This is a genomic window from Enterococcus sp. XAF26B05_ASV22 (genome assembly GCF_056727285.1).
In genome coordinates, this window is record NZ_CM161538.1 from 1,661,387 (window position 1) to 1,683,768 (window position 22,382).

Consider the following 22,382-nt stretch of genomic DNA (forward strand, 5'->3'; position numbering starts at 1 on the left):
AAAAGTCAGTTTAGAAAAGTTCGTTTGAAGATGGGTCCTTAAACAGGAGGATTTCATATGCGAAACAACAAGGTACAAAAAATGGTAAGTGTAGCAATGTTAGCAGCAATCGGTGTGGTTTTACAATATGTGGCGTTCCCAATTATACCGTCATTAGGCTTTTTAAAGATTGACTTTAGCGATATTCCCGTTATGATCAGTATGTTTTTGTTCGGCCCACTAGCTGGAATAAGTACTGCTTTCATAAGATCAATATTGCATCTATTTACGACAGGAGCATCGCCACAAAACTTAGTGGGAGATGCCGCCAGCTTTTTTGCAACCACTGTCTTCACTTTGCCGATGTATTATTTTTTCAAGCGAGGAAGCGACAAACGTTCAAACAAAATTTTAGGTGTTTCTACAGGAATTATTGCGCTCACTGTTTTTATGGGTGTAGCGAATTACTTTGTCATCACACCAATTTATTTACAATTATTTGGCGTATCAGCTGGGCAATTCTTAGGAATGTCTTTAGCAAAATATGTTACGATTGGCATTATTCCATTCAATTTGATAAAAGGTGCAATCGTGAGTGCCGTTTTCTTGGTCCTTCATGCAAAACTTTTGCCATGGCTGTCTAGAAAACAATATCAGTTGAGTGATAAAAAAACATTAACGAAATAAACGATTGATAGAATCTCTAAACATAGAGTAGGACGACGTGTTTTGCTCTGTGTTTTTTTTGTTTGTCAATACAAATTCTTCTAGTCCCATGGAAATTTTTGTTAAAATAGAAAAGATGAAGAGAGGAGAACAACGATGAAAAAATGGCAAAAACGATTACTTTGGTTTATGGGTGTATTGATAGCATTGATTTTAGTAGGTTTATTTTATGTAAAAACCATTACATATACTCCGACGACAATGGCCTTAGAAGCATCACAAAAAGCAACAGATGAGAAGGATGTATTGTTTTTTAAAGGGGATAAAGAGAAACCCGCACTAATTTTTTATCAAGGAGCTTTAGTTGAAAGTGCCAGCTATAGTATCTGGGCTGAGAAAGTAGCAGAGGCTGGATATTCGGTTTATCTAGTAAAAGAACCCTTAAATTTGGCTGTTTTAGGTCAAAATAAAGCGGAGCAAATCATACGTTCTAATGATCTAACAGATTACGTGATCGGTGGGCATTCCTTAGGTGGCGTTATGGCTAGTCGCTTTGCAACCGAACAAGATAATAGTGGATTAAAAGGTGTATTTTTCTTAGCCAGTTATCCTGATGAAAAAGGTAGTCTTTCATCCTTTAAAGGACAAGTTCTTTCACTGACAGGATCTAAAGATGGTGTTTTAAATTGGGATGCGTATGAGCAAGCGAAAAAATATTTACCCAAACAAACTGTTTTTCAAGAAATCAAAGGCGGAAATCATGCTGGATTTGGTAGCTACGGTGAGCAAAAAGGGGACAAACCCGCTGGAATCAATAATGACGAACAACAAGAAGCTGTTGCAAATCAACTAATTGATTGGCTAAAATCAATAAAATAAAGAATAAAAGGAGAGAATATAGTCTTTAGACAAGCATTCTCTCCTTCTTTTATTTCTAGTGTGAAAGTGAGGAACTATTTATTATTTTTCGATGATCTCTATTGCACGAACAGGACATTTGCGGTACGCTGTTAACGCATTGTTTTGTTCGTTTTTGGGAACAAATTCTTGTTGGGCCTGACCATCATTCTTTAAAATGACGATCCCATCATCATTATAATCAAAAATTTCTGGTGCATAAACTTGGCATAATCCGCAAGCGATACATTTTTCAGGAATAATTTTACATAACATAAGAGCACATCCTATTCTATCATTGAAAGAGGTGGAAATATGGAACCTTACTTTATTTTAGCGTTATTTCAGCACGGATACAAGGTACGAACTTCGACTTTGTACCACCTTTTAAAAGGCAAACGGACAAGCTCCGTATTGCTATATGGTTTTCTATACGAAAATTTACGTTTTTTTCAGTTATTTCCATTATTATCTGAAAAGCAATTTAATACTATACTAGATGAATTAGTTAAGCAAGAATTATTGTGTTTAATGTCAGATAGCAGGGTTCAGATAACCGCAAAAGGGAAGCAGGTTGTGCTTGAAGAGGGCAATCATTTTTCTTGGATCGATCATTATCGTTTTGGTAAAACAGACGAAATAATTTGGCGATTCTTACAGTTTACAGTGCAAGTGGTTTCGAACTTGTCCTACAATCATAAAAACTACATTCCTCTAGAACAGTCGCCACTATATCAGAAACAAATCAAACTGTTCCTAAAGTCAACAACGAAAGCACAATTGATCGGAACTGTAAAAAAAGAATGGATGCAACTTTTTTCTCAATTAACAAAAGATGAGGCGAATTTTTTCGCGCAACAATTTTCCGGCTATCAACTAATAGGTAAAACTTCTTTTCAACTAATGGATAATCAAGCGGATCCCTTTGAGCAGTTTTTGAGTAAAAAAGAAAAACTCCATCATTTACTGGATATAATTTGTCAAATGCCAGAGGATAGCTTCCTAAAGAAGCTGATTTTACCGCTAGTGAGACAAAATGAAAATAAGAGTATGAGCGAAACTTGGTCATATTTGGAAGCGCAGCTATCTTTAGAGGCATTGGCTCAGCAAAGAAGGGTCAAGGTAAGTACGATTAAAGATCATCTTATGGAATTAGCTTTAACGAAAAATTTTCCGTTTGAACAGTTTATATCAAAAAAGACAAATCAATTCTTACTTGAATACCCAAAACCCTATCAAGATTGGGTCTATTATTCCATCAAACAAATAATGCCAGAACTTGACTACTTTGAGTTTCGGTTATATCAAATTCAAAAACTTAGGGAAGAAAGAGACTTTAGACAATGACAATCGATTTAGAGCAAATATTGCAGGAAAATTTTGGTTTTAGTACGTTTAAACCTGGACAAAAAGAAGTAATCCAGCAGCTTTTAAAGAAACGTGATACGTTAGCTGTTTTACCAACTGGTACAGGGAAATCATTATGCTATCAATTAGTTGGACAATTACTTAACGGCACAGTGATCATTGTTTCCCCGCTTCTGTCATTAATGGAAGACCAAGTATACCAACTTCAGAAAAAAGGTGAAGCCAAGGTTATCGCCTTGAATAGTAGTTTGTCCTTTATGGAAAAACAATATGTACTTAATCATCTAAGTGACTACAAATTTATTTTAATTAGTCCTGAAACGCTAAGCCAAAAAGAGGTTCGAAAAAGAATTTCTGAGTTAACTATTGCTTTGTTTGTGGTAGACGAAGCGCATTGCGTTTCCCAGTGGGGTGTCGATTTTAGACCAGAATACACCAAATTAGCTAAAATCCAAACAGAGTGTGGTTATCCATTGACCTTAGCCTTAACTGCCACGGCAACACCAGCTGTAAAAAAGGAAATAATGAAACAAATCTTTTCTCATCGTGAACCAATTTCAGAAGTCATTTTTTCTGTGAATCGGCCTAATATCGGTTTGATTGTTAATCAAACAACTGAAAAAGACGAGACACTGATTTCCTATTTGACACAATTAACAAACGGAGGAATTGTTTACTGCGCAACTAGAAAGATGGCTGAGAGAGTGAATCGTGTCATCAACGACCAAACAAATTTAAAATCAGCATTCTACCACGGGGGACTGACAGCCAATGAGCGCAGTTTATTACAACAGCAATTTGTCTCAAACCAATTAGATGTTTTATGTGCAACAAATGCTTTTGGTATGGGAATCGATAAACCAGATGTGCGCTTTGTTATTCACTACGATTGTCCTGATAGTTTAGAAAATTATGTACAAGAAATTGGTCGAGCAGGTCGTGATGGTCAGGCTAGTGTTGCGATTTTACTCTATCAAAAGGGTGATGAATCAATTCACTATTATTTCCAATCAGAAAGTCGGCTTGACCGAGAGCTGTTAAACGAATTAGCTGAAATACACTCAGACAATCAAAACAATGTTTTACCTACACTAAATGAAATTCAGCAAAAATGGCTACAAGGTTATTTAGAAAAAGAGTACACGATTGAAGAGTTAGAACAAAGATTATTAAGAAAAGAGAAAGAACGTCAACAACAGTTGGATGCTATGTTAAACTATATTAATGAAGAAAAATGCCGTCGGGTGTTTATTCAGCAGTATTTTTCAGAAACAATCGCAGAAATAAACCAAGAAAATTGTTGTGATCGATGCGACTTATCTTTTGACAACTACAAAGTTCAAATAGTACAATCACCAGAAGAAAACGAAATCTCCGAACAATGGGAGGACATTTTAATAAGATTATTTAAAGAATAAAAATAATCTTTTTTTAGACTGCAGTTGATAGAAAGCTGTGGTATAATAGCAAACGAGAGAATTTTAGGAGGAACGATACGTGAGTAAAAAAGATAAGAAAAAACAATCAGGTGCCCGTGAACCTTGGGAGCAGTCAATTTATGAGACAGATAAGAATGCTGGAGGTTCTCGCTCAGAAAAACGTCAACAAAAAAAAGGGAACACAGTTTTTCTAACGATTTTAGTTATCTTATTACTAATGATCATTACTTTACCAGTAGGAACATACCTTTATGTGATGCGAGATAAACCAAGTGACAACAAGCAGACTAGTCAGCCTTCATCCTCTGTGGTTGTTCAATCATCGACTAAAAATAGTTCGACAGAATCATCATCTTCAAGTTCTAGCTCTTCACAAGAGCAACCAGCTTCATCCTCTGAGGTAGCAACCGATGGTGGACAAAGTAGCAGTGTACCGCAAGAGACTACACCGACAAGTGAAGCGGCTGTGTACGATCAAGTTCGTAGTGGTGAGGGACCAGATCAAGTCGCTCAAAGAAATGGTATTACTGTTGAAGAATTATTACAATTAAATGGTATTTCCTTAGATACTGTTTTACAACCTGAGCAATCTTTACGCGTTAAATAACAAGAAAATCGGAGTGTAGCAATAGCGCTACTCCCCGTTATTAAGGGTCTGAAACAAAACAACTTATGTTTTGTACCAGACTCTTTTACTATGTGACAAACAAAGGAGTTCATTATGGAAAAGATAAGTATTGCGATCGACGGACCAGCATCTTCTGGCAAAAGTACAGTAGCAAAAATTTTGGCAAAAAAATTACATTATATTTATTGCGATACAGGCGCAATGTATCGGGCATTAACCTATTTAGCTATTCAAAAGAATGTCGACTTTGAAAATGAAAATGGTTTGGTTGATCTATGTCTCACACACACAATTTCTTTCAAGCAAACAGAAAAAGAACAATTAGTTTTTATTGATGGAAACGAAGTAACTGAAGAAATCAGACAACCGAATGTGACAAATGCAGTTTCAATTGTTGCGAAACATGCTTCTGTTCGTGAAAAAATGGTAGAGCTTCAACAAACAATCGGACGTCTAGGTGGTGTCGTTATGGACGGTCGTGATATTGGAACGGCTGTCTTACCAGATGCTGAAGTTAAAATCTTTTTGGTGGCAAGTGTGGAAGAACGCGCTGAAAGACGTTATAAAGAAAATCAGGAAAAAGGAATTAAAACCGATTTTACCACATTAAAAAAGGAAATCGAACACCGGGATTATCTGGACTCAACAAGGGAAGTGTCACCGTTAAAGCAAGCAAAAGATGCTGTTAAAATCGACACAACTGGAATGAACATAGAAGAAGTTGTAAAAGCAATCGAAGAGGTCATCACAGTAAAAAGTTAACCTTTCAAATTTGGTCATAACATAGATAAGAAGATAATATTACTGTGGTAAAGTTATGCTATCTTTGCCTTGAAACAAGAAAATTTCTTCTCACTCTTAAATAAATAAAAGAAAATGAGAGAAATCGCTTTATTTTTTTAGCAAAATCCCGTACTATTAAAGGAGTAGGTCAGATTTTACGAATTTTTTGGTGGCATAGGAGGATAAGTATTCATGACAGAAGACAAAAAAGTGGAAAACAGCAATGAAACAATGGAAGATGCAATGAACAGTTTCAAAGAAGTAAATGTTGGCGACATCGTTAAAGGTGAAGTGCTAGCAATCGAGGACAAACAAGTAATTGTTGGTATTGAAGATGCTGGCGTTGAAGGTGTAGTACCAGCAAAAGAATTATCTACGACTCAAGTAGAAGATATCAATGAATTAGTTAAAGTAGGCGATATCTTAGATTTAGTTGTCATCACTTCGATTGGCAAAGATAAAGAAAATGGTAGTTATTTACTATCTAAACGTCGTTTAGACGCTAAAAAAGTCTGGGAAGAAATCGAACAAGATTTTCAAGCTGGAAAAATCATTGAAGCCCCAGTTACAAATGTTGTAAAAGGCGGCTTAGTCGTTGATGTTGGTGTTCGTGGTTTTGTTCCAGCTTCAATGGTAGAAGACCATTTTGTTGATGATTTTTCTGAATACAAAGGCCAAACTTTGACGTTTAAAATCATTGAAATCGAGCCTTCTGAAAATCGTTTGATTTTATCTCATAAAGCTGTTGTTGCAGCAGAGAAAAATTCTAAGAAAAAAGATATCTTAGCGACGCTTCATGATGGAGACATCGTCGAAGGAAAAGTTGCTCGTTTAACTGATTTTGGTGCGTTTATCGATTTAGGCGGAATTGACGGATTAGTTCACGTATCAGAAATTGCGCATCAACACGTTGGGAAACCAAGCGATGTGTTAACAGTTGGCGATGATGTAAAAGTGAAGATTCTTTCAATCAATCCAGACGAAGAACGTGTTTCTCTATCTATCAAAGAAACACTAGCCGGGCCTTGGGAAGATATTGAAAATAAAGCGGCTGTTGGTTCAGTTCTTGATGGAACGGTTAAACGCCTGACTAGCTTTGGTGCATTTGTAGAAGTATTCCCAGGAGTTGAAGGATTAGTGCACATTTCTCAAATTTCACACAAACATATTGCAACACCTCATGAAGTATTAAAAGAAGGCGATGCAGTTCAAGTGAAAGTACTAGAAGTTAATCCAGACGAACACCGCATTGCATTAAGTATCAAAGCCTTGGAAGCAAAACCTGAATCTCAAGAAGAACCAAAAGATGTTCAAGAATATGAGTTGCCAGAAGAGAATACTGGTTTCACAATGGGGGATATCTTAGGTGACGCGCTAAAAGCACAAGATACTGATTCAGAATAAGTATAATGATTCGAGCGGAGGGAAACCTTCGCTTTTTTTATTAAAAAGAGAGACTCACTATCTTAAAGAGATGGTAAGTCTCCTTTTTAGATAGACAATCAATTATAAATGATTCGTAAATCTGCCGGTATATGTTCGCCTTGATAGTGTTTGCGGAATTGATGGGGGGATTGACCTACTTTTTTCTTGAACAGTTTACTAAAGTAAGTCGAATCGACATATCCCACAGTTCCAGAAATTTCAGAAATAGACTTTTCTGTTTTCATTAATAATTGTTTTGCTTTTTCTATACGATAAGCAGTCAGATAACCAATAAAATTCATGCCAACAGCTTCTTTAAAAAATCGACTGACATAATGACGATTTAAATGCATGATATCAGCCAACGTTGTCAAATTGATTTCTTCATTATAATGGTCATGGATGTAATCCAAAATAGTATTGATTTGTTCTTTTGCTAAAACAGTAGGTTTATTATTCAAAACATCCATTAGAGAAACCTGGTTGAGTGATTTAACACAGCGATCAATAGCAAATTTTAATTCATTAAAATCAATAGGATTTAACAAGTAGTCGATCACCCCGCCGCGTAAAGCCTGATGAATACTCTGGAAATCATTCCGTTCCGTCAGTATAATGACTTTAATATTGGGTAGTTGTTGTACTATTTTACGTTTAACGATAAATCCGTCAATTTCTAAATGGTCGATAGCAATCAAAAGAATTTCTGGAAGCAGTTTATCAGCAATTTTTAGAGCTTCTTGTTCTGTTTCTGCAGGAGGTAACACTTTTATGTTCATAAATGCATCGTTGATAGAGTGTTGAAGAGTTTGTTGCTCTTTTGTATCATTGCTAACAATCAATAATCGGCACATAAATAACCCCTCTTTTCTTTCATGAGATAATGTCCTTTTTCTTTGTTAAATATACTTTACTACTTTATGATACCTTGAAAAAATGAACCTTTCAAGTATAACTCTTTGTGAAAAAATACGTTAATAGGTAAATTTTGTCCACAAACTTCTTAAAAAAGTACCTAACAAATTGAATAGAATAGATTAAAATTGAGTTGTAAGCGTTAAAAAAAGAAGGAGTGTTCAAATATGACTGAAATAATCAGAGTGAAAGAAATTGAAACACTAGTCGAAACTGCAAAGAAAGCACAGGCTGAATACGAAAGTTATACGCAAGAGCAAGTAGATGCTATCGTGAAAAATGTCTATCAAAAAACGCTTGATAACGCAGAAAAATTAGCAGTGTCAGCACATGGAGAAACTGGATTTGGAAAAGTTTCTGATAAAATAATCAAAAACACTTTTGCAAGTGAGCAAGTCTATGAAAGCATCAAGGAGTTACCGACAGTGGGAGTCATCAACCGCCGTAAAGAAGAGAAAATCATTGAAATTGGCATTCCTTTAGGGGTAGTAGCAGGTCTAATCCCTTCAACAAATCCGACTGCAACAGTGATCTTCAAGGCATTGATTGCACTAAAAACTAGAAATGCAATCGTTTTTTCACCACATCCAAAAGCCTTAAAATCAATTTTAATGGCAGTTGATATTATTGAAAAAGCGGCTATTGAAGCTGGGGCTCCATCTGGCTTGGTTCAAGTGATTCAGGAACCGACTTTGGATGCGACTAATGCTTTGATGAAGCATGTAGATGTTTCACTTATTCTTGCTACCGGCGGTAAAGCAATGGTTCAAGCTGCATACAGTTCTGGAAACCCAGCAATTGGGGTAGGTCCTGGTAATGTACCAGTATTAATCGATGCAACAGCTGATGTGGCACATGCAATCGATTGTGTCATTAGTAGTAAAACCTTTGATAACGGCATCATCTGTGCATCAGAACAAGCACTTGTTGTAGATAAGACGGTGAAAGATGCAGTAGTCGAACAGCTAAAAGCAAAAAAAGCTTATTTTATGAATGAAGAGGAATCTGCAAAAGTTAGCCAATTTATTTTGAGAGAGACGGGCACCCTAAATCCAGATATCGTTGGTAAAAGTGCATCAGACGTTGCAAAATTGGTTGGTATCTCTGTTCCAGACGACACATCGATTTTACTCTCAGAGCAAACAGAAATCGGTCATCACAATCCTTATTCAAGAGAAAAATTAACGCCAATTTTAGGTTTATTCACCGTTGATTCTTTTGAGAATGGTGTAGAAACATGTAAAGCTTTACTGGCGAATGAAGGAACTGGTCATACTGCAGTTATCCATACAACAACCGATGCTAATGCAGAAACATTTGGATTAGAGATGAGAGCATCACGTATTTTAGTCAATACATTAGGTGCACTAGGTGCAATCGGAGCGACAACAAAACTAGCACCTTCAATGACATTAGGTTGTGGTGCGATGGGTGGCAGTAGTACAACGGATAATGTAACGGCACACCATTTGATGAATATAAAACGCATTGCTTATGGTGTTGAATAGTAGAAAACGATTAATTTAAAAATAAAGTGTCCTGTAATTGCGATTTATGATACGTGCAATTACAGGGTATTTTTTCTGTTTAGCGGGTTAATTCACTTATTTCACTAGTTTTTCTTGCATCTTAGACAAGCTTTAGGTAAACTAGTAAGGATTGAAAACTTGTCAAGGAGGTAATTTGAATGGCAAATCCAACAATTGCAATTGTCGGGCGCCCGAACGTAGGGAAATCGACAATTTTTAACCGTATAGCTGGTGAGAGAATTTCTATAGTAGAAGATACACCAGGTGTAACAAGAGACCGTATTTATACCACAGGAGAGTGGTTAGGCCGTGAGTTTAGTATTATTGATACAGGTGGTATTGATCTAAGTGACGAGCCATTTATGGATCAAATCAAGCATCAAGCTGAAATCGCTATTGAAGAAGCGGATGTCATTATTTTTGTCGCAAGTGGCAGAGAAGGTGTGACGGATGCTGACGAATTAGTAGCAAGAATTTTATATCGCAGCAAGAAACCAGTAATTCTGGCTGTAAATAAAGTTGATAACCCTGAAATGAGAAATGATATTTATGAGTTTTATTCTTTAGGCTTAGGTGATCCACTTCCTATCTCTGGAAGTCATGGTTTAGGTATCGGAGATGTTTTGGATGAAGCTGTTAAACATTTTTCATCTGAAATCGAAGAGGACGATGAAGATACAATCAAATTTAGTTTGATTGGGCGTCCAAATGTTGGGAAATCTTCTTTGATCAATGCGATTCTTGGGGAAGACCGTGTCATCGTTTCAGAAATTGAAGGAACGACTCGTGACGCAATTGATACACATTTTGAATCGGAAGATGGTCAAAAATTCTTGATGATCGATACAGCTGGCATGCGCAAACGAGGCAAAGTATACGAATCAACTGAAAAATACAGTGTTATGCGTGCAATGCGTGCGATTGAACGTTCAGATATTGTTTTAATGGTTTTAAATGCTGAAGAAGGTATTCGTGAACAAGATAAGAAGGTTGCTGGATATGCGCATGAAGCAGGACGTGGCATTATTATCGTTGTGAATAAGTGGGATACTGTTGAAAAAGAAACCAACACGATGCGTGACTTTGAAGAAGAGATACGTGAAGAGTTTCGATATCTTGATTACGCACCAATCATCTTTGTTTCAGCATTAACAAAACAACGCTTGAACAAATTACCAGAATTGATCGAACGTGTCAGCATGAATCAAAATCTGCGTATTCCATCTGCTTTGTTGAATGATGTGGTAATGGATGCCATTGCTATTAATCCGACCCCGACAGACAAGGGCAAACGGTTGAAAGTATTTTATGGAACACAAGTGGCAATTAAGCCGCCAACATTTGTTATTTTTGTAAATGAAGAAGAATTAATGCATTTTTCATATGCTCGCTTTTTAGAAAATCAAATTCGTAAAGCTTTTACGTTTGAAGGAACACCAATCAAAATCATTCCAAGAAGGCGAAAATAGAGCATTTTACCACACTTGTTTTAATTGCACAAATAAATTCATTGAGTTATAAAAAAAAATGATATTTTTAGAAAAAACTGGTTAAAACGCATCAAAAACCTTGATATTACAAGCTTCCTATGATATCGTGATAACAGAATATTGATTCAATTCAATATTTGTACGTCATTTTTGGACCACTCAAAAAGAAACGTAAATTAGATATCTTTTAGATATCCTATCCCTTGTGGAGGAGGTGAAATAATCCATGGCAAATAAAGCAGAATTAATCGAAAACGTTGCATCTTCAACTGGTTTAACTAAAAAAGACGCAACTGCAGCAGTGGATGCTGTATTTTCAACAATCCAAGAATCTCTTGCTAAAGGTGAAAAAGTTCAATTAATCGGTTTTGGTAACTTTGAAGTACGCGAACGTGCGGCTCGTAAAGGACGTAACCCACAAACTGGTAAAGAAATTCAAATCGCTGCAAGTAAAGTACCTGCGTTTAAACCAGGTAAAGCGTTGAAAGATGCTGTTAAATAAGACAGATCTTAGAACCCTTGATGAGTCAAGGGTTCTTTCTTTATTTCATTATGTTTTTTACATATCAGCATTATACCAATAGTGTTTTTTTTAATAAAAAAACATGAGAGTGGACATCATAATTATTTCGTGTATCATGAAGTTATGGAAACTCACACAGGATTATTAACCCATATCAAGGTGTTCAAAGAAAAGCCGTATGCTATAACAGGAATGTTAATTTGGGAAAATGATGTCTGTATCAATTGTGTTATCAAAAACAGACCATTTGCCAGGTATGTCCTATCGCTACCGATGCACCAGTATGAAGTTGAGGTAAAAGGAAACTATAATAGTAGAGGACAGTTTGACGTAAAACATATGCGCATCGTTAACATAGATAGTTATATTGCTTTGATAGGAACCCCCGAATGAAAGAGCTCGTCATTAATTGAGAGTTCTTTCATTTATTTTCTGTTAAAAAAAGTTGTGACATAACTTTTTGGAGTTATATCCCAACCTTTTGCGGATAATGAATAATCAGCTATGTTTAAAATAACTATGAACGTTACAAAGTGCTAATTATTCAGCTTAGACTGAATCACAAGGTTTCTTCAAAATAGCACTTTTTAAGAAGTGCGCTATTTTCTTTAAAAGCGAACTATTTCTTGAAACAAGTTAAGTATAAAGGTAAAGTAAGTTTTTTTTGCATAGATATAGTAGAATAACTGTAACGAAATAGTGAAACAATTATGTCTGTTCTTTAAAGAAAGTAAAAGAATAATTGACTTTGAACAGTTATCATTGCATTTTTTTAAAAAAATCATCCCCTTTCTGTTTTATAACAACTAATGGTAAAATGTATAAAGAGGGGTGTTATCAATGGAATTAGTTTATAAGAAGAATCAGTTGCAAACGACGATTATCTATGGCGAAACGTTTGCCTCACATATCAAATCAGCCTCATTCGATTCAAAACATCTTTTTTTGATTACCAATCAGCGGTATTATGATTTGTTTTCGGAAAAACTCATTCAGCTTTTTGATGACAAACAGGAATTAGATTGGTATATTTGTAAGAATGATTCACATTGTAACAATATGAAAGAGCTGGAAAGCTTATTGGCTTTTTTGTCGAATTTTGACCAGCAACAAGAGTTTCTTTTTCTAGGTGTCGGAAATGAAGGAGTCGTTCAATTAACCCATTTTTTACACGAAACATCTGTGCTAACTTCAGATTGCTGGCTTTTACCACTATCAATTGAATCATTAAGTAAAAGTTTGATTGCTGAAGCTCAAATAGAATTAAAAAATCATCCGGTTTTATATAGTAAAGTGCTAGCAGAAAAAATTATCTATGATCATACCTTAACCACGGGTCAAGGCGATGGAAAACTTGTGGATTTTGTTGTTTTTATTCGTTGTGGATTAGTTTGTAGCCATGATTTTTTACGGATGCTTTTTAAGAACTACAGTGATGAAACTCGATTGAATCAGCAGTCGTTTAATGGTATGTTGGACGAGATGATAGGTTATTACGAAAAAGAAGGACAAACGATCGATCGATTTGGCCAACTGTTTGAACAAGGTTTTTTAGAGACTGAGAATGGTCATTTGTTGTCCAGTCATATGAAACGGTTCTTAGGGTGTTTATTGCAGTTGCTCTGGTCTCAAGACGTTAGTCAGTTTTCGTTCCATTATAAGAACTTTATGATCTGGTTGATTCGCTTAGGTTTTCCAGTGGATTTTCCAGAGCAAATTTTAGTCAGTGATTACGTGGAAGGTGTTTTAAAATACGTGAACTGTGGCGAAACAGCTGCTCTTTTAAAAGAGATTGGGCAGCTTGATTCTATGCAACAGCCAAAAACGGACGAACTACTAAAAACAGTAGAACAATATAAAAATATATTAAAAGAAATTAGAGGATAAAAGATGACAACATATAGTGAACAAATGCTCCAAGCATTACATGAAGAAGAGTTGGCTCAAGCACAATTGATGCTAGCAGAAGCAATCAAGAAAGATGATGATGATACACTTGCTGATTTAGGAGAAGAGTTATTGTCACTAGGATTTTTAGAAGAGGCTAAATTAGTTTTTGATCATTTGCTGACAATTTTTCCTGATGCAGACGGCTTGAATATCCCTTTAGCTGAAATTGCAATTGAAAATAATTTAATTGACGACGCCTTTGGTTACTTAGAAAAAGTTGATAAAGAAAGCGATAGTTATGTTCAAAGTTTGCTTGTAACAGCAGATTTATATCAAGTAATAGGCATTCCAGAGGTAAGTGAAGCGAAATTAAAAGAAGCGCAACGATTGATGCCAGATGAACCTTTGATTCTGTTTGCTTTAGGGGAGTTGTATTTTTCTAACGGACAATTTAAAGAGGCCTCAGTAGCCTATCAAGAGCTGCTTAACAACCACGTTACAGAAATATCCAATGTCTCAATCAATGAACGTTTGGGAAGCACTCACAGCATGTCAGGTGATTTTGAGGACGCGATTCCATTTTTAGAACTAGCATTAAAAGAAGGTCAAACGGATGATCGGATGTTCCAATTAGCTTTCACTTATCTACAATTACATGAAAATCAAAAAGCAATCGCACTGTTACAACAGTTAAGAGTGCTAAATCCGCATTATCAATCATTGTATTTATCTTTAGGCGAGGCGTTACAAGAAGAAGAGCAACTGGAAGAAGCGCAAACTGTTTTAGCAGAAGGAATCAAAGAAAATCCTTTCCAAGTAGATTTATACCAATTAGCGTCTGAGAATGCTTATCGCCTTCATGATACAGAAAAAGCTGAATCTTTATTGAAGCAAGCACTGGAACTTGGTGAAAAGACGGATGAAACGAGACTTACATTAAGTAATCTGTATTTGAATGAACAGCGTTTCGATGAAGTAGTTGAAGTCATACAACAAATGGAAGAGCAAGGCCATCCATATGGTGAATGGAATTTAGCTCATGCATATAATGAGCTAGAGGAATTTGATTTAGCAAAAGTTCATTTTGAACAAGCTTATCAAGAATTGTCTCATGAACCTGAATTTTTAAAGGAATATGCTGTTTTTCTTCGTGAAGAAGGACAATTAGAAAAAGCAAAAGAGTTATTGCAACACTATCTTCAACACGAGCCAGGGGATAATGAAGCACAATCCCTGTTAGATGATATTGAAGAAAGATAGGTGATAAGATGTTTGTTAATGTAGCTGATAAAAAAGAGTTTTTGGTTTGGCTAGTGAATAATATCTCATTTAGCCAAAGAGAAGTGTTATGGATTTTGAATTATTTGATTAACCACGAAGCTATTTTAAATAATGTTCATTTCATTGAGCAGGCAGACAAAGCAGTTCGCGGGTTAAAAGTTACGGCAAGAGAACTAGATGATGAACCAATCCAATTGTTCTTGTCAGGAAAAGAATTTAATGATACTGATCAGATTTTTCATGAAATTCGTATGAATTGGAAAGAAGCATTGTATATAGAATGCATTTTTGATGGTTCTTGGCAAAATAGTCAGTATTTGTCGATTCTGGAAGATAATCCATATGCTCGTTGGAATGAGCAAGTAAGTGATGATGTGATTGAGAGTATCAATGATTTCTTTGCCCATGAAGAAAAACAAGCAAAAATAGACTTGCTATATAGTCAAATCGATTTAGCATTAGAGGATAACAATTATGAGGCATTTTTAGAATTAACAGATGAATTGAATCGATTAAAATAATAAAAAAGGTAAAATAGCACGAATCCCGTCTGTTTTACCTTTTTTTATTTAGGCTAAGTTAATTGTTTTTTTCTTTTAAAAAGCATTTTTTCAGGTCGAGAATAGGTGAATCCTTCCCCGATGGCTTCATGAACATTGATGACAGAAATGAAAGCTTTGGTATCTAACTCATGAACGATACGTTTAATTTCAATAATTTCACTAGGACTAACAACTACATAAAGAACTTTCTTATGTACTTGAGAGTATCCCCCTTGACCATCTAAATACGTTACACCACGCTCTAAAAGAGCCATAATCACTTCCCCAATATCCTCAGAATGGTCAGAAATAACCAAGATCCCTTTTGCAGCATAGGCGCCATCTAAGACAGAATCGACGACTTTACTAAAAACAAATGAAACAATTAAAGTATACATCATTCTTTTGACATCAATGTAACTCAATGAAAGAATCAAAACTAAAATATCAAAAATCAACAACGAACGGCCCATACTAATGCCATGATTTTTTTCTAAAATACGAGCAACTACATCGGTTCCACCTGTTGTCCCACCAACACGATAAACCAGTCCACTACCAAGACCTGCAGCAAGTCCGGCTAATAAAGAAGCGATTAATAAATCATGATCTAAATTCACTTCTATCGGGAATCGTTGCCATAACCACAAGAAGACAGATAAAGAAACAGTACCCAAAATTGTATAATAAAATGAGTGCTTACCTAATATTTTTCCGCCAATCAAAATCAACGGAATATTGATGATCAATGTTGAATAGGCTGGATCAATAGAAAAAAGCGCACGTAAAATCAACGTGATCCCAGTTACGCCACCCTCTGCTAGATCATTTGCAATATTAAATGTTACCAACCCAAATGCGTAAAGACATGTGCCAGCCAAAATAAACAGAATGTCTTTAACATAAAACTTTTTTTCTTCCATAATGTTCACTCCTATAACATATTGGTTCATTACACGTATAGCCAAAGTGAAAAACCCTTATCCAGTACTCACTTTATCATTCTCACTATAAAACAACAAGCAGAACCTTTTCAGATGGCGCACTTTTTGATAAGATGAGTAGTAGAAAGGTTGGGGTAAGATGACAGACGACAATCAATCTCTGCATTCCATGCAAGAAGAAGTGGATACGTATATCCAGCAATTTAAAACGGGCTATTTTTCTCCACTAAGCCAGATGGCACGATTAACAGAAGAAGTAGGTGAATTAGCAAGAGAAATCAATCATTATTATGGCGAAAAACCTAAGAAAACAGAGGAGAAACCAAAAACAGTTTCTGAGGAACTTGGGGATGTTTTATTCGTGACAATGATTATGGCTAATTCTTTAGACATAGATTTAACTGAAGCGTTTCAAAAAAATATGGATAAATTCAACCAACGGGATAAATATCGTTTTGAACGAAAGGATGGGCAAACAAATGATTAAAATTTTAGTCGCAGGTTTTAAAGGGAAAATGGGTGCAACCGCAACAAAAATGGTTTTAAATCATGACCAATTTGAGCTAGTAGGAGTATTAGATCCTTTTGAAGAAAAAGGTAATCTGAATGAATTAATTGAGTATCCAACAATTAATGTCCCAATTTTTAAAACGAAAGAAGCCGTTCTTTCTGTTCAGCCTGATGTTTGGATTGATTTTACGATCCCAGCAGTAGCTTATGAAAACACACGGTTTGCTATTGAACACAACATTTCCCCCGTTGTAGGGACGACCGGTTTAACAGAAGAACAATTAGCCGAGTTGACTGATCGTTCAAAAGAATTGCAAGTCGGTGGTCTGATTGCACCTAATTTTGCAGTGGGGGCGGTTCTAATGATGCAATTTGCCCAAAAAGCAGCCGAATATTTCCCTGATGTTGAAATCATTGAGTTACATCACGACAATAAACGAGATGCACCAAGTGGAACGGCCATCAAAACAGCCGAAATGATGAGTGAGGTCCGTGCAAAGAAAAAACAAGGACATCCTGAAGAAGAAGAATTGATTGAAGGTGCCCGAGGAGCTGATTTTGAAGGAATGAAAATCCATAGTGTTCGCCTACCAGGCTTGATTGCCCATCAGCAAGTTCAATTTGGTGGGATTGGAGAAGGCTTAACAATCCGACACGATTCTTATGATCGTAGTTCATTTATGACGGGTGTAGCTTTAGGATGCGAAAAAGTAGTCCACTTAGAAAAGTTAGTCTACGGGCTGGAAAACTTATTATGAAATTAGAAATCATACCAGATGAATTTACTCGAGCAGCTAGTGTATTGAAAGAAATTCAAGCGCATGGTTTTGAAGCCTATTTTGTTGGTGGAAGCGTTCGTGATGCATTATTAAAACAATCAATACACGATGTTGATATTGCTACTAGCGCATATCCAGAGGAAATCAAACAAATTTTCCATCGGACGATCGATGTAGGAATCGATCATGGGACCGTTCTTGTATTAGACGGTGAGGAACAGTACGAGATCACTACGTTTAGAACGGAATCAACGTATCAAGATTTTAGACGTCCTGATACAGTTACGTTTGTTCGTTCTTTAAAAGAAGATTTGAAACGTCGAGATTTTACAATTAACGCATTGGCAATGAACGTTGACGGAGAGATCATCGATTTATTTGACGGGATAGCTGATTTGGAGAGACAAGTCATAAGAGCTGTTGGGAATCCCAAAGAGCGATTTCATGAAGATGCTTTACGAATGATGAGGGGACTTCGTTTTGCCAGTCAACTAAATTTTACGATTGAAGAAAACACACTATTAGCTATTGAAGAATTTCATCCACTTTTAGGAAAAATATCTGTAGAACGTATAGCTGTGGAATTCATCAAACTTTTATTAGGAAAAAATCGGCAAGCTTGCACTATTGCCGTTTATCGAAACAAATTGTTATCAATACTGTCCAGGTCTAAAATACTTTGGTGAAGCACTATTTAATTTTATAGAACTTCCCAATAAACAAATTGAATTGGAAAATCAAGCATGGGCTTTATTGATCAAGACAATGAGATTAAAAGAAAACGAGATTCGTAGCTTCTTGAAGTCGTGGAAACAGTCAAATCAAATGATTCAGGAAGTCCAGCAACTAATTTATGGGTTGAATAGACGTCTTTTAGAGGATTGGCAAGTCATGGATTTGTTCGATTTAGGGATAGACGCAGCATTGTCTGTTGAAAAACTGTTGTTTTATTACGGGCAAAAGAGTAAACTTGAAGAAGTAAAAGAACGTTATTTAAGTTTGCCCATTCACGACAGAAAGCAACTTGCTGTTACAGGATATGATTTATTGAATTATTTCGATAAGAAGCCTGGAAAATGGCTAGGTGATATGATTGAGAAACTTGAGACCGCTGTCGTAAATAGCCAAATAAAAAATGACAAAGAATTACTGCTTGCATATGCAAAAGAGAGGATTGACGAGGAGTGATAGCCATGGAAGAGTTCTCAAAAAAGTTTGTTGTTGGTTCCAAGGATACCGCAAAAGAAATCGGGTCTGGTGATTTAGAGGTATTAGGTACACCTGCAGTACTTGCAATGATAGAAAATACTGCAAAAGAATACTTGCATAAAGAATTAGCTTCAGAAGAAACAAGTGTTGGTACTCTAATCGAAGCTAGACATTTAAGACCATCTAAAGTTGGCGCGGAAATTATGGTTAAAGTGAAAGTCGAGTCTCAAGAAAAAACGAAAATCAATTTTTCTTTCGAGGCTATTGACAATGAGCAAATCATCGCAACAGGTATCCATCAGAGAGCTGTTATCTTAACAGATGTTTTTTTGGATAAATTAGCTCTTCCTAAGTGATAGTGCGAATGGTGTGACCTAACCTTAAAGTTATGCTAAACTTAGCTTTGTAGAAATTATTTTAGATAAGGAGACTTATATTATGAGTAGAGAAATGACAGGATTAAAATTTTATTTTAGAAATGGTGAAACTTGGACGATTGGTCGTCGTTTTATCGGAGATCTATGGATCAAACACATCACAACTAGCTTTGGCCGTATCCACGGAAGCGAATTTATGGAAATTCATCCGTGCGAAGGCTTTAAAATCGAAATCTTCCAAGAAGGAGATCATGTTCAAACCCATGATATCAACCTTGGTGGGCTAGAATTAGGAATGTTTGCACGTGCTCTAAAATATGAAGATATCGAACGTATGGAAATCTTATATAAAACGGGAACACCAGATTTAGTTTACTTCCCATACAAAGACAAAACTGACGAAGGTTTAGATAACATTTACCAATCTACAAAAGTCAGCGAAAAAACAAAAAGCTTGTACATCGTAATCGATCCAACACAAACGGTTGATGATGTATATGGTGAAGAACTTTAATAACTAAATAAATGGGACCGTAGATTTCTTTTTGGGAGATTCTACGGTTTTTTCGTCAAAATTTGTGAGGTGAAAAAATGAAGGCCATTGAGTTATCGTATAAGGATAGTCAACCCGTTTTGGAATTGAAGAAAGATGCGTTGATACCTAAAAGAAAAAGCCACCAGCTATTAATAAAAGTCGAAGCAGCCGCAATCAACCGTACGGATTTAGTAGCGATAGAAACAGGAACACTTCCAAAAGGAAATCCGATTCTAGGGGTTGAAGTTTCAGGAAAAGTAATCGAAAGCGACTCAGATTTATTTCCTTGTGGCAGTCGCGTGATGGGACTTGTAAACGGGGGCGGCTATGCGGAGTACGCTGTAATGAATAGTGGGAATGCAATGCTTTTATCCGATCAGTTAACATATGAAGAAGGGGCGGCGATCCCAGAAGTCTTTTTAACGGCTTATCAAACGTTATTTTGGCTTGGTGAATTAGGTCCTAATGAGTCTATTTTGATTCATGCTGGTGCTAGTGGCGTAGGAACCGCGGCTATTCAGTTAGTAAAACAATTAACGACTGCTAAAATCTTTGTCACAGCAAGCACGTCTGATAAACTAGAATTATGCCACTCGTTGGGGGCAGATGTTCTAATAAATTATCATGAAGAATTGTTCAGTAAGAGAATTCTGGAAGAAACTAAAGGTCAGGGTGTGAACGTGATCTTAGATTTTATTGGTGCATCTTATTGGGAAAAAAACCTTTCTAGTATAGCTTACGATGGTCGGTTGATTCTCATTGGTATTTTAGGTGGCGCAATTGTAGAAGAAATTAATTTAATGGAGTTATTAGAAAAACGAATAACCATCAAAGGGACATTACTAACGCCAAGAAGTGATGCCTATAAAGCAGAGTTGACCAAAGAATTTTCAATAAAAACAAAAAAGCTTTTTGATAAACATTATTTAAAACCAGTTGTAGATAAAATTTTTTCATTGGAAGAAGTAGAAAAAGCACACCAGTATATGAGGCATAATCAAAATAAAGGAAAAATCATTTTAAAAATAGATGAGTGAATAGTGAGCTGAAAAATGGTAAAAAAGAATAATGGACCAAAAATACAAGAAGAAAAAAAGACCATTCGTGCAATGATTGACATCTATTACAGCAAACATAAAACACCGAAGATAGACAAAGAAAAGTTGCTGTCTTATTCACAACTTCGCTTGGATGTTTGCCGTTTCGGTGAAGAAAAACCAACGTGTAAGCAATGTCCCGTTCATTGTTATCGTCCAGATTACAAAGAGCAGATGAAAGAAGTAATGAGATATTCTGGACCAAGAATGACACTGTATCATCCAATTTTAGCGATTAAACATCTTATAAAAGAAAATAAAAGCAAAAAAATAAAGTGTGATTAAAAGATCTAATGAAAGGTTTTTATTTAAAAAGACAGAAAAAAATTAGACATTAAGGAATAAAAGAGGTTGACACACAGTATACGTAGGTATATACTGATAACAATTCTTAAATAAATCAGTTACGGAGTGATTCATATGGTAGACATGAAGCATAATCAATCACAACTGAATAATTATTACTTTAGCTATTTTAGATGAGTTTGTATTCATAACATTATGGATGCAGACTAGCAAGTTTGTATCTATGATGGCTAGGGTATTTTGAGATTACTTTCAGCCGCGTAGATGAGAAAATCTATAGTGGCTTTTATATTACCTATTTTTTGTGAGGTGTTCACTGTAGATTTTTTTCTGAAAATTTGCGTGAATACCTTTTTTGTTTAAAAAAATGATTTTCAAGGAGGAAATAAGATGGAAAATACGATTACTGGCCATACGCGCTTGACCGCATTATTCGCGACACCAATTCGTCACAGTGTTTCACCAATGATTCATAATACAGCGTTTCAAGCGTTAGGAATCGATGCCGTATACCTTGCATTCGAAATAGGAACAGATGGATTAGAACGAGCGATCGATTCAATCAAAAATTTGGAAATGATGGGTGCCAACTTATCAATGCCGAATAAAATTTTAGCCGTTGACTATATGGATGAACTAAGTGAAGCGGCGCGCTTGATTGGTGCCGTTAACACCATCACCAACGACCAAGGTAAATTAACAGGTCATAACACTGATGGAACAGGATTTATGAGAAGCTTGAAAGATATCGAGGTTGACATTATCGATAAAAAAATGACAATCATTGGAGCAGGTGGGGCAGCTACAGCAATTATTGTGCAAGCAGCTTTAGATGGAGTAAAAGAAATTACTGTGTACAACCGAAAAGATGAGTTCTACGAAAAAATCAAAGAAAAACTAGCGTACATTTCAGAAAATACAAATTGCATCATAACATTACATGAATTATCTGATGAAAATAGTTTGGCAAAAGATGTAGCAGAGAGTGCCCTATTACTAAATGCAACAGGCGTCGGAATGAAACCATTAGAAAAACAAACACCGATTCAAGATTTTTCAATCATTCGTCCCGATCTTGCGGTTTGTGATGTTATCTATACACCTAGAGAAACAGAATTTCTAAAACAAGCACGGTTACGTGGAGCTAAAACAAATAATGGGTTAGGCATGCTACTCTATCAAGGTGCTGCAGCGTTTGAAAAATGGACTGGTCAAGAAATGCCTATAGAAGTTGTAAAACCAATTATTGAAAACAACTAAATCAGAATCT

The 22,382-nt window shown here is 35.9% G+C and carries 23 protein-coding genes and 1 pseudogene; 21 read left to right on the forward strand and 3 right to left on the reverse strand.

Translation table 11 applies throughout. The annotated features are described in order from the left end of the window. The first annotated feature begins 57 nt into the window (after positions 1 to 57). Together AC1PU0_RS08285 and AC1PU0_RS08290 are read left to right on the forward strand one after the other, a co-directional pair. Complete coding sequence (locus AC1PU0_RS08285; RefSeq protein ID WP_206850084.1) at positions 58 to 666, forward strand: ECF transporter S component; 609 nt, start codon at positions 58 to 60, stop codon at positions 664 to 666. A gap of 135 nt (positions 667 to 801) precedes the next feature. Beyond that, positions 802 to 1,524, forward strand: coding sequence for an alpha/beta hydrolase (locus AC1PU0_RS08290; protein WP_069654873.1), 723 nt, complete (start codon positions 802 to 804; stop codon positions 1,522 to 1,524). Positions 1,525 to 1,605: 81 nt separating this feature from the next. Here the strand turns inward: AC1PU0_RS08290 and AC1PU0_RS08295 are convergent, their stop codons facing one another. Then, the gene (locus AC1PU0_RS08295; RefSeq protein ID WP_069654874.1) at positions 1,606 to 1,818 is read right to left on the reverse strand and encodes a ferredoxin; all 213 of its coding nucleotides are present in this window, start codon (positions 1,816 to 1,818) and stop codon (positions 1,606 to 1,608) included. Between the two features lie 39 nt (positions 1,819 to 1,857). Here AC1PU0_RS08295 and AC1PU0_RS08300 point away from each other — a divergent pair, with 39 nt between their 5' ends. From AC1PU0_RS08300 to rpsA, 5 genes are all read left to right on the forward strand, one after another. Further along, the gene (locus tag AC1PU0_RS08300) at positions 1,858 to 2,889 is read left to right on the forward strand and encodes a YpbB family protein (RefSeq protein ID WP_206850082.1); all 1,032 of its coding nucleotides are present in this window, start codon (positions 1,858 to 1,860) and stop codon (positions 2,887 to 2,889) included. Further along, complete coding sequence (locus AC1PU0_RS08305) at positions 2,886 to 4,328, forward strand: RecQ family ATP-dependent DNA helicase (protein WP_206850081.1); 1,443 nt, start codon at positions 2,886 to 2,888, stop codon at positions 4,326 to 4,328. Before AC1PU0_RS08300 ends, AC1PU0_RS08305 begins: the two co-directional genes overlap by 4 nt. A 79-nt stretch (positions 4,329 to 4,407) precedes the next feature. Next, positions 4,408 to 4,956, forward strand: a complete 549-nt coding sequence (locus AC1PU0_RS08310; protein ID WP_206850080.1) for an SAG1386/EF1546 family surface-associated protein — start codon at positions 4,408 to 4,410, stop codon at positions 4,954 to 4,956. 114 nt (positions 4,957 to 5,070) lie between these two features. After that, the gene (gene cmk, locus AC1PU0_RS08315) at positions 5,071 to 5,739 is read left to right on the forward strand and encodes a (d)CMP kinase (protein ID WP_111247893.1); all 669 of its coding nucleotides are present in this window, start codon (positions 5,071 to 5,073) and stop codon (positions 5,737 to 5,739) included. A gap of 213 nt (positions 5,740 to 5,952) precedes the next feature. Further along, positions 5,953 to 7,164: a 30S ribosomal protein S1 gene (gene rpsA, locus AC1PU0_RS08320; protein WP_206850079.1), complete on the forward strand. Its 1,212-nt coding sequence runs from the start codon at positions 5,953 to 5,955 to the stop codon at positions 7,162 to 7,164. Positions 7,165 to 7,262: 98 nt separating this feature from the next. Here rpsA and AC1PU0_RS08325 read toward each other — a convergent pair whose 3' ends face one another. Further along, positions 7,263 to 8,039, reverse strand: a complete 777-nt coding sequence (locus AC1PU0_RS08325) for a helix-turn-helix domain-containing protein (protein WP_111247891.1) — start codon at positions 8,037 to 8,039, stop codon at positions 7,263 to 7,265. A gap of 228 nt (positions 8,040 to 8,267) precedes the next feature. Here AC1PU0_RS08325 and AC1PU0_RS08330 point away from each other — a divergent pair, with 228 nt between their 5' ends. The 6 genes from AC1PU0_RS08330 to AC1PU0_RS08355 all read left to right on the forward strand — a co-directional run bounded on the left by AC1PU0_RS08330 (position 8,268) and on the right by AC1PU0_RS08355 (position 15,334). Continuing rightward, positions 8,268 to 9,608: an aldehyde dehydrogenase family protein gene (locus AC1PU0_RS08330; RefSeq protein ID WP_206850078.1), complete on the forward strand. Its 1,341-nt coding sequence runs from the start codon at positions 8,268 to 8,270 to the stop codon at positions 9,606 to 9,608. A gap of 179 nt (positions 9,609 to 9,787) precedes the next feature. After that, on the forward strand, positions 9,788 to 11,098 hold the full coding sequence (gene der / locus AC1PU0_RS08335; RefSeq protein WP_069654882.1) for a ribosome biogenesis GTPase Der: 1,311 nt from the start codon (positions 9,788 to 9,790) through the stop codon (positions 11,096 to 11,098). Positions 11,099 to 11,345: 247 nt separating this feature from the next. After that, positions 11,346 to 11,621, forward strand: a complete 276-nt coding sequence (locus AC1PU0_RS08340) for an HU family DNA-binding protein (RefSeq protein ID WP_010761417.1) — start codon at positions 11,346 to 11,348, stop codon at positions 11,619 to 11,621. Between the two features lie 861 nt (positions 11,622 to 12,482). Next, positions 12,483 to 13,529: a hypothetical protein gene (locus AC1PU0_RS08345; RefSeq protein WP_206850077.1), complete on the forward strand. Its 1,047-nt coding sequence runs from the start codon at positions 12,483 to 12,485 to the stop codon at positions 13,527 to 13,529. Between the two features lie 3 nt (positions 13,530 to 13,532). Then, the gene (locus AC1PU0_RS08350; protein WP_206850075.1) at positions 13,533 to 14,792 is read left to right on the forward strand and encodes a tetratricopeptide repeat protein; all 1,260 of its coding nucleotides are present in this window, start codon (positions 13,533 to 13,535) and stop codon (positions 14,790 to 14,792) included. An 8-nt stretch (positions 14,793 to 14,800) separates the two neighbouring features. Further along, a complete protein-coding gene (locus AC1PU0_RS08355; RefSeq protein ID WP_206850074.1) occupies positions 14,801 to 15,334 on the forward strand; it encodes a YpiB family protein in 534 nt (177 codons plus the stop codon). Between the two features lie 53 nt (positions 15,335 to 15,387). On the opposite strand, the gene AC1PU0_RS08360 is transcribed toward AC1PU0_RS08355, so the two are convergent. Next, positions 15,388 to 16,278: a YitT family protein gene (locus AC1PU0_RS08360; RefSeq protein WP_206850073.1), complete on the reverse strand. Its 891-nt coding sequence runs from the start codon at positions 16,276 to 16,278 to the stop codon at positions 15,388 to 15,390. A 160-nt stretch (positions 16,279 to 16,438) separates the two neighbouring features. Between AC1PU0_RS08360 and AC1PU0_RS08365 the strand changes: the two genes are divergently transcribed. The 8 genes and pseudogenes from AC1PU0_RS08365 (at position 16,439) to aroE (ending at position 22,372) form a co-directional block, all read left to right on the forward strand. Then, the gene (locus AC1PU0_RS08365) at positions 16,439 to 16,786 is read left to right on the forward strand and encodes a nucleotide pyrophosphohydrolase (protein ID WP_069654887.1); all 348 of its coding nucleotides are present in this window, start codon (positions 16,439 to 16,441) and stop codon (positions 16,784 to 16,786) included. After that, positions 16,779 to 17,567 carry a 4-hydroxy-tetrahydrodipicolinate reductase gene (dapB, locus tag AC1PU0_RS08370; RefSeq protein WP_206850072.1) on the forward strand — a complete coding sequence of 263 codons (789 nt, stop codon included), beginning with the start codon at positions 16,779 to 16,781 and terminating at the stop codon, positions 17,565 to 17,567. Before AC1PU0_RS08365 ends, dapB begins: the two co-directional genes overlap by 8 nt. Further along, positions 17,564 to 18,776, forward strand: a pseudogene (locus AC1PU0_RS08375) (CCA tRNA nucleotidyltransferase). The gene dapB and the pseudogene AC1PU0_RS08375 overlap by 4 nt, the downstream one beginning before the upstream one ends. Before the next feature lie 5 nt (positions 18,777 to 18,781). Then, a complete protein-coding gene (locus AC1PU0_RS08380) occupies positions 18,782 to 19,153 on the forward strand; it encodes a thioesterase family protein (RefSeq protein ID WP_206850070.1) in 372 nt (123 codons plus the stop codon). Between the two features lie 82 nt (positions 19,154 to 19,235). Next, positions 19,236 to 19,688, forward strand: a complete 453-nt coding sequence (locus tag AC1PU0_RS08385; RefSeq protein WP_069654891.1) for a hypothetical protein — start codon at positions 19,236 to 19,238, stop codon at positions 19,686 to 19,688. 77 nt (positions 19,689 to 19,765) lie between these two features. Then, entirely contained in the window at positions 19,766 to 20,746 is a 981-nt protein-coding gene (locus tag AC1PU0_RS08390) for an NAD(P)H-quinone oxidoreductase (protein ID WP_206850069.1), read from the forward strand. A 15-nt stretch (positions 20,747 to 20,761) separates the two neighbouring features. Further along, positions 20,762 to 21,091 carry a nitrous oxide-stimulated promoter family protein gene (locus AC1PU0_RS08395; RefSeq protein ID WP_206836466.1) on the forward strand — a complete coding sequence of 110 codons (330 nt, stop codon included), beginning with the start codon at positions 20,762 to 20,764 and terminating at the stop codon, positions 21,089 to 21,091. A gap of 411 nt (positions 21,092 to 21,502) precedes the next feature. Beyond that, positions 21,503 to 22,372, forward strand: coding sequence for a shikimate dehydrogenase (gene aroE / locus AC1PU0_RS08400; protein ID WP_206850067.1), 870 nt, complete (start codon positions 21,503 to 21,505; stop codon positions 22,370 to 22,372). Positions 22,373 to 22,382 lie beyond the last annotated feature (10 nt).

What these genes read in the sequence shown, in the direction of transcription:
- AC1PU0_RS08285 (WP_206850084.1), top strand. Translation starts at nt 58, where the DNA reads ATGCGAAACAACAAGGTACAAAAAATGGTAAGTGTAGCAATGTTAGCA.
- AC1PU0_RS08290 (WP_069654873.1), top strand. Translation starts at nt 802, where the DNA reads ATGAAAAAATGGCAAAAACGATTACTTTGGTTTATGGGTGTATTGATA.
- AC1PU0_RS08295 (WP_069654874.1), bottom strand. Translation starts at nt 1,818, where the DNA reads ATGTTATGTAAAATTATTCCTGAAAAATGTATCGCTTGCGGATTATGC.
- AC1PU0_RS08300 (WP_206850082.1), top strand. Translation starts at nt 1,858, where the DNA reads ATGGAACCTTACTTTATTTTAGCGTTATTTCAGCACGGATACAAGGTA.
- AC1PU0_RS08305 (WP_206850081.1), top strand. Translation starts at nt 2,886, where the DNA reads ATGACAATCGATTTAGAGCAAATATTGCAGGAAAATTTTGGTTTTAGT.
- cmk (WP_111247893.1), top strand. Translation starts at nt 5,071, where the DNA reads ATGGAAAAGATAAGTATTGCGATCGACGGACCAGCATCTTCTGGCAAA.
- rpsA (WP_206850079.1), top strand. Translation starts at nt 5,953, where the DNA reads ATGACAGAAGACAAAAAAGTGGAAAACAGCAATGAAACAATGGAAGAT.
- AC1PU0_RS08325 (WP_111247891.1), bottom strand. Translation starts at nt 8,039, where the DNA reads ATGTGCCGATTATTGATTGTTAGCAATGATACAAAAGAGCAACAAACT.
- AC1PU0_RS08330 (WP_206850078.1), top strand. Translation starts at nt 8,268, where the DNA reads ATGACTGAAATAATCAGAGTGAAAGAAATTGAAACACTAGTCGAAACT.
- der (WP_069654882.1), top strand. Translation starts at nt 9,788, where the DNA reads ATGGCAAATCCAACAATTGCAATTGTCGGGCGCCCGAACGTAGGGAAA.
- AC1PU0_RS08340 (WP_010761417.1), top strand. Translation starts at nt 11,346, where the DNA reads ATGGCAAATAAAGCAGAATTAATCGAAAACGTTGCATCTTCAACTGGT.
- AC1PU0_RS08345 (WP_206850077.1), top strand. Translation starts at nt 12,483, where the DNA reads ATGGAATTAGTTTATAAGAAGAATCAGTTGCAAACGACGATTATCTAT.
- AC1PU0_RS08350 (WP_206850075.1), top strand. Translation starts at nt 13,533, where the DNA reads ATGACAACATATAGTGAACAAATGCTCCAAGCATTACATGAAGAAGAG.
- AC1PU0_RS08355 (WP_206850074.1), top strand. Translation starts at nt 14,801, where the DNA reads ATGTTTGTTAATGTAGCTGATAAAAAAGAGTTTTTGGTTTGGCTAGTG.
- AC1PU0_RS08360 (WP_206850073.1), bottom strand. Translation starts at nt 16,278, where the DNA reads ATGGAAGAAAAAAAGTTTTATGTTAAAGACATTCTGTTTATTTTGGCT.
- AC1PU0_RS08365 (WP_069654887.1), top strand. Translation starts at nt 16,439, where the DNA reads ATGACAGACGACAATCAATCTCTGCATTCCATGCAAGAAGAAGTGGAT.
- dapB (WP_206850072.1), top strand. Translation starts at nt 16,779, where the DNA reads ATGATTAAAATTTTAGTCGCAGGTTTTAAAGGGAAAATGGGTGCAACC.
- AC1PU0_RS08380 (WP_206850070.1), top strand. Translation starts at nt 18,782, where the DNA reads ATGGAAGAGTTCTCAAAAAAGTTTGTTGTTGGTTCCAAGGATACCGCA.
- AC1PU0_RS08385 (WP_069654891.1), top strand. Translation starts at nt 19,236, where the DNA reads ATGAGTAGAGAAATGACAGGATTAAAATTTTATTTTAGAAATGGTGAA.
- AC1PU0_RS08390 (WP_206850069.1), top strand. Translation starts at nt 19,766, where the DNA reads ATGAAGGCCATTGAGTTATCGTATAAGGATAGTCAACCCGTTTTGGAA.
- AC1PU0_RS08395 (WP_206836466.1), top strand. Translation starts at nt 20,762, where the DNA reads ATGGTAAAAAAGAATAATGGACCAAAAATACAAGAAGAAAAAAAGACC.
- aroE (WP_206850067.1), top strand. Translation starts at nt 21,503, where the DNA reads ATGGAAAATACGATTACTGGCCATACGCGCTTGACCGCATTATTCGCG.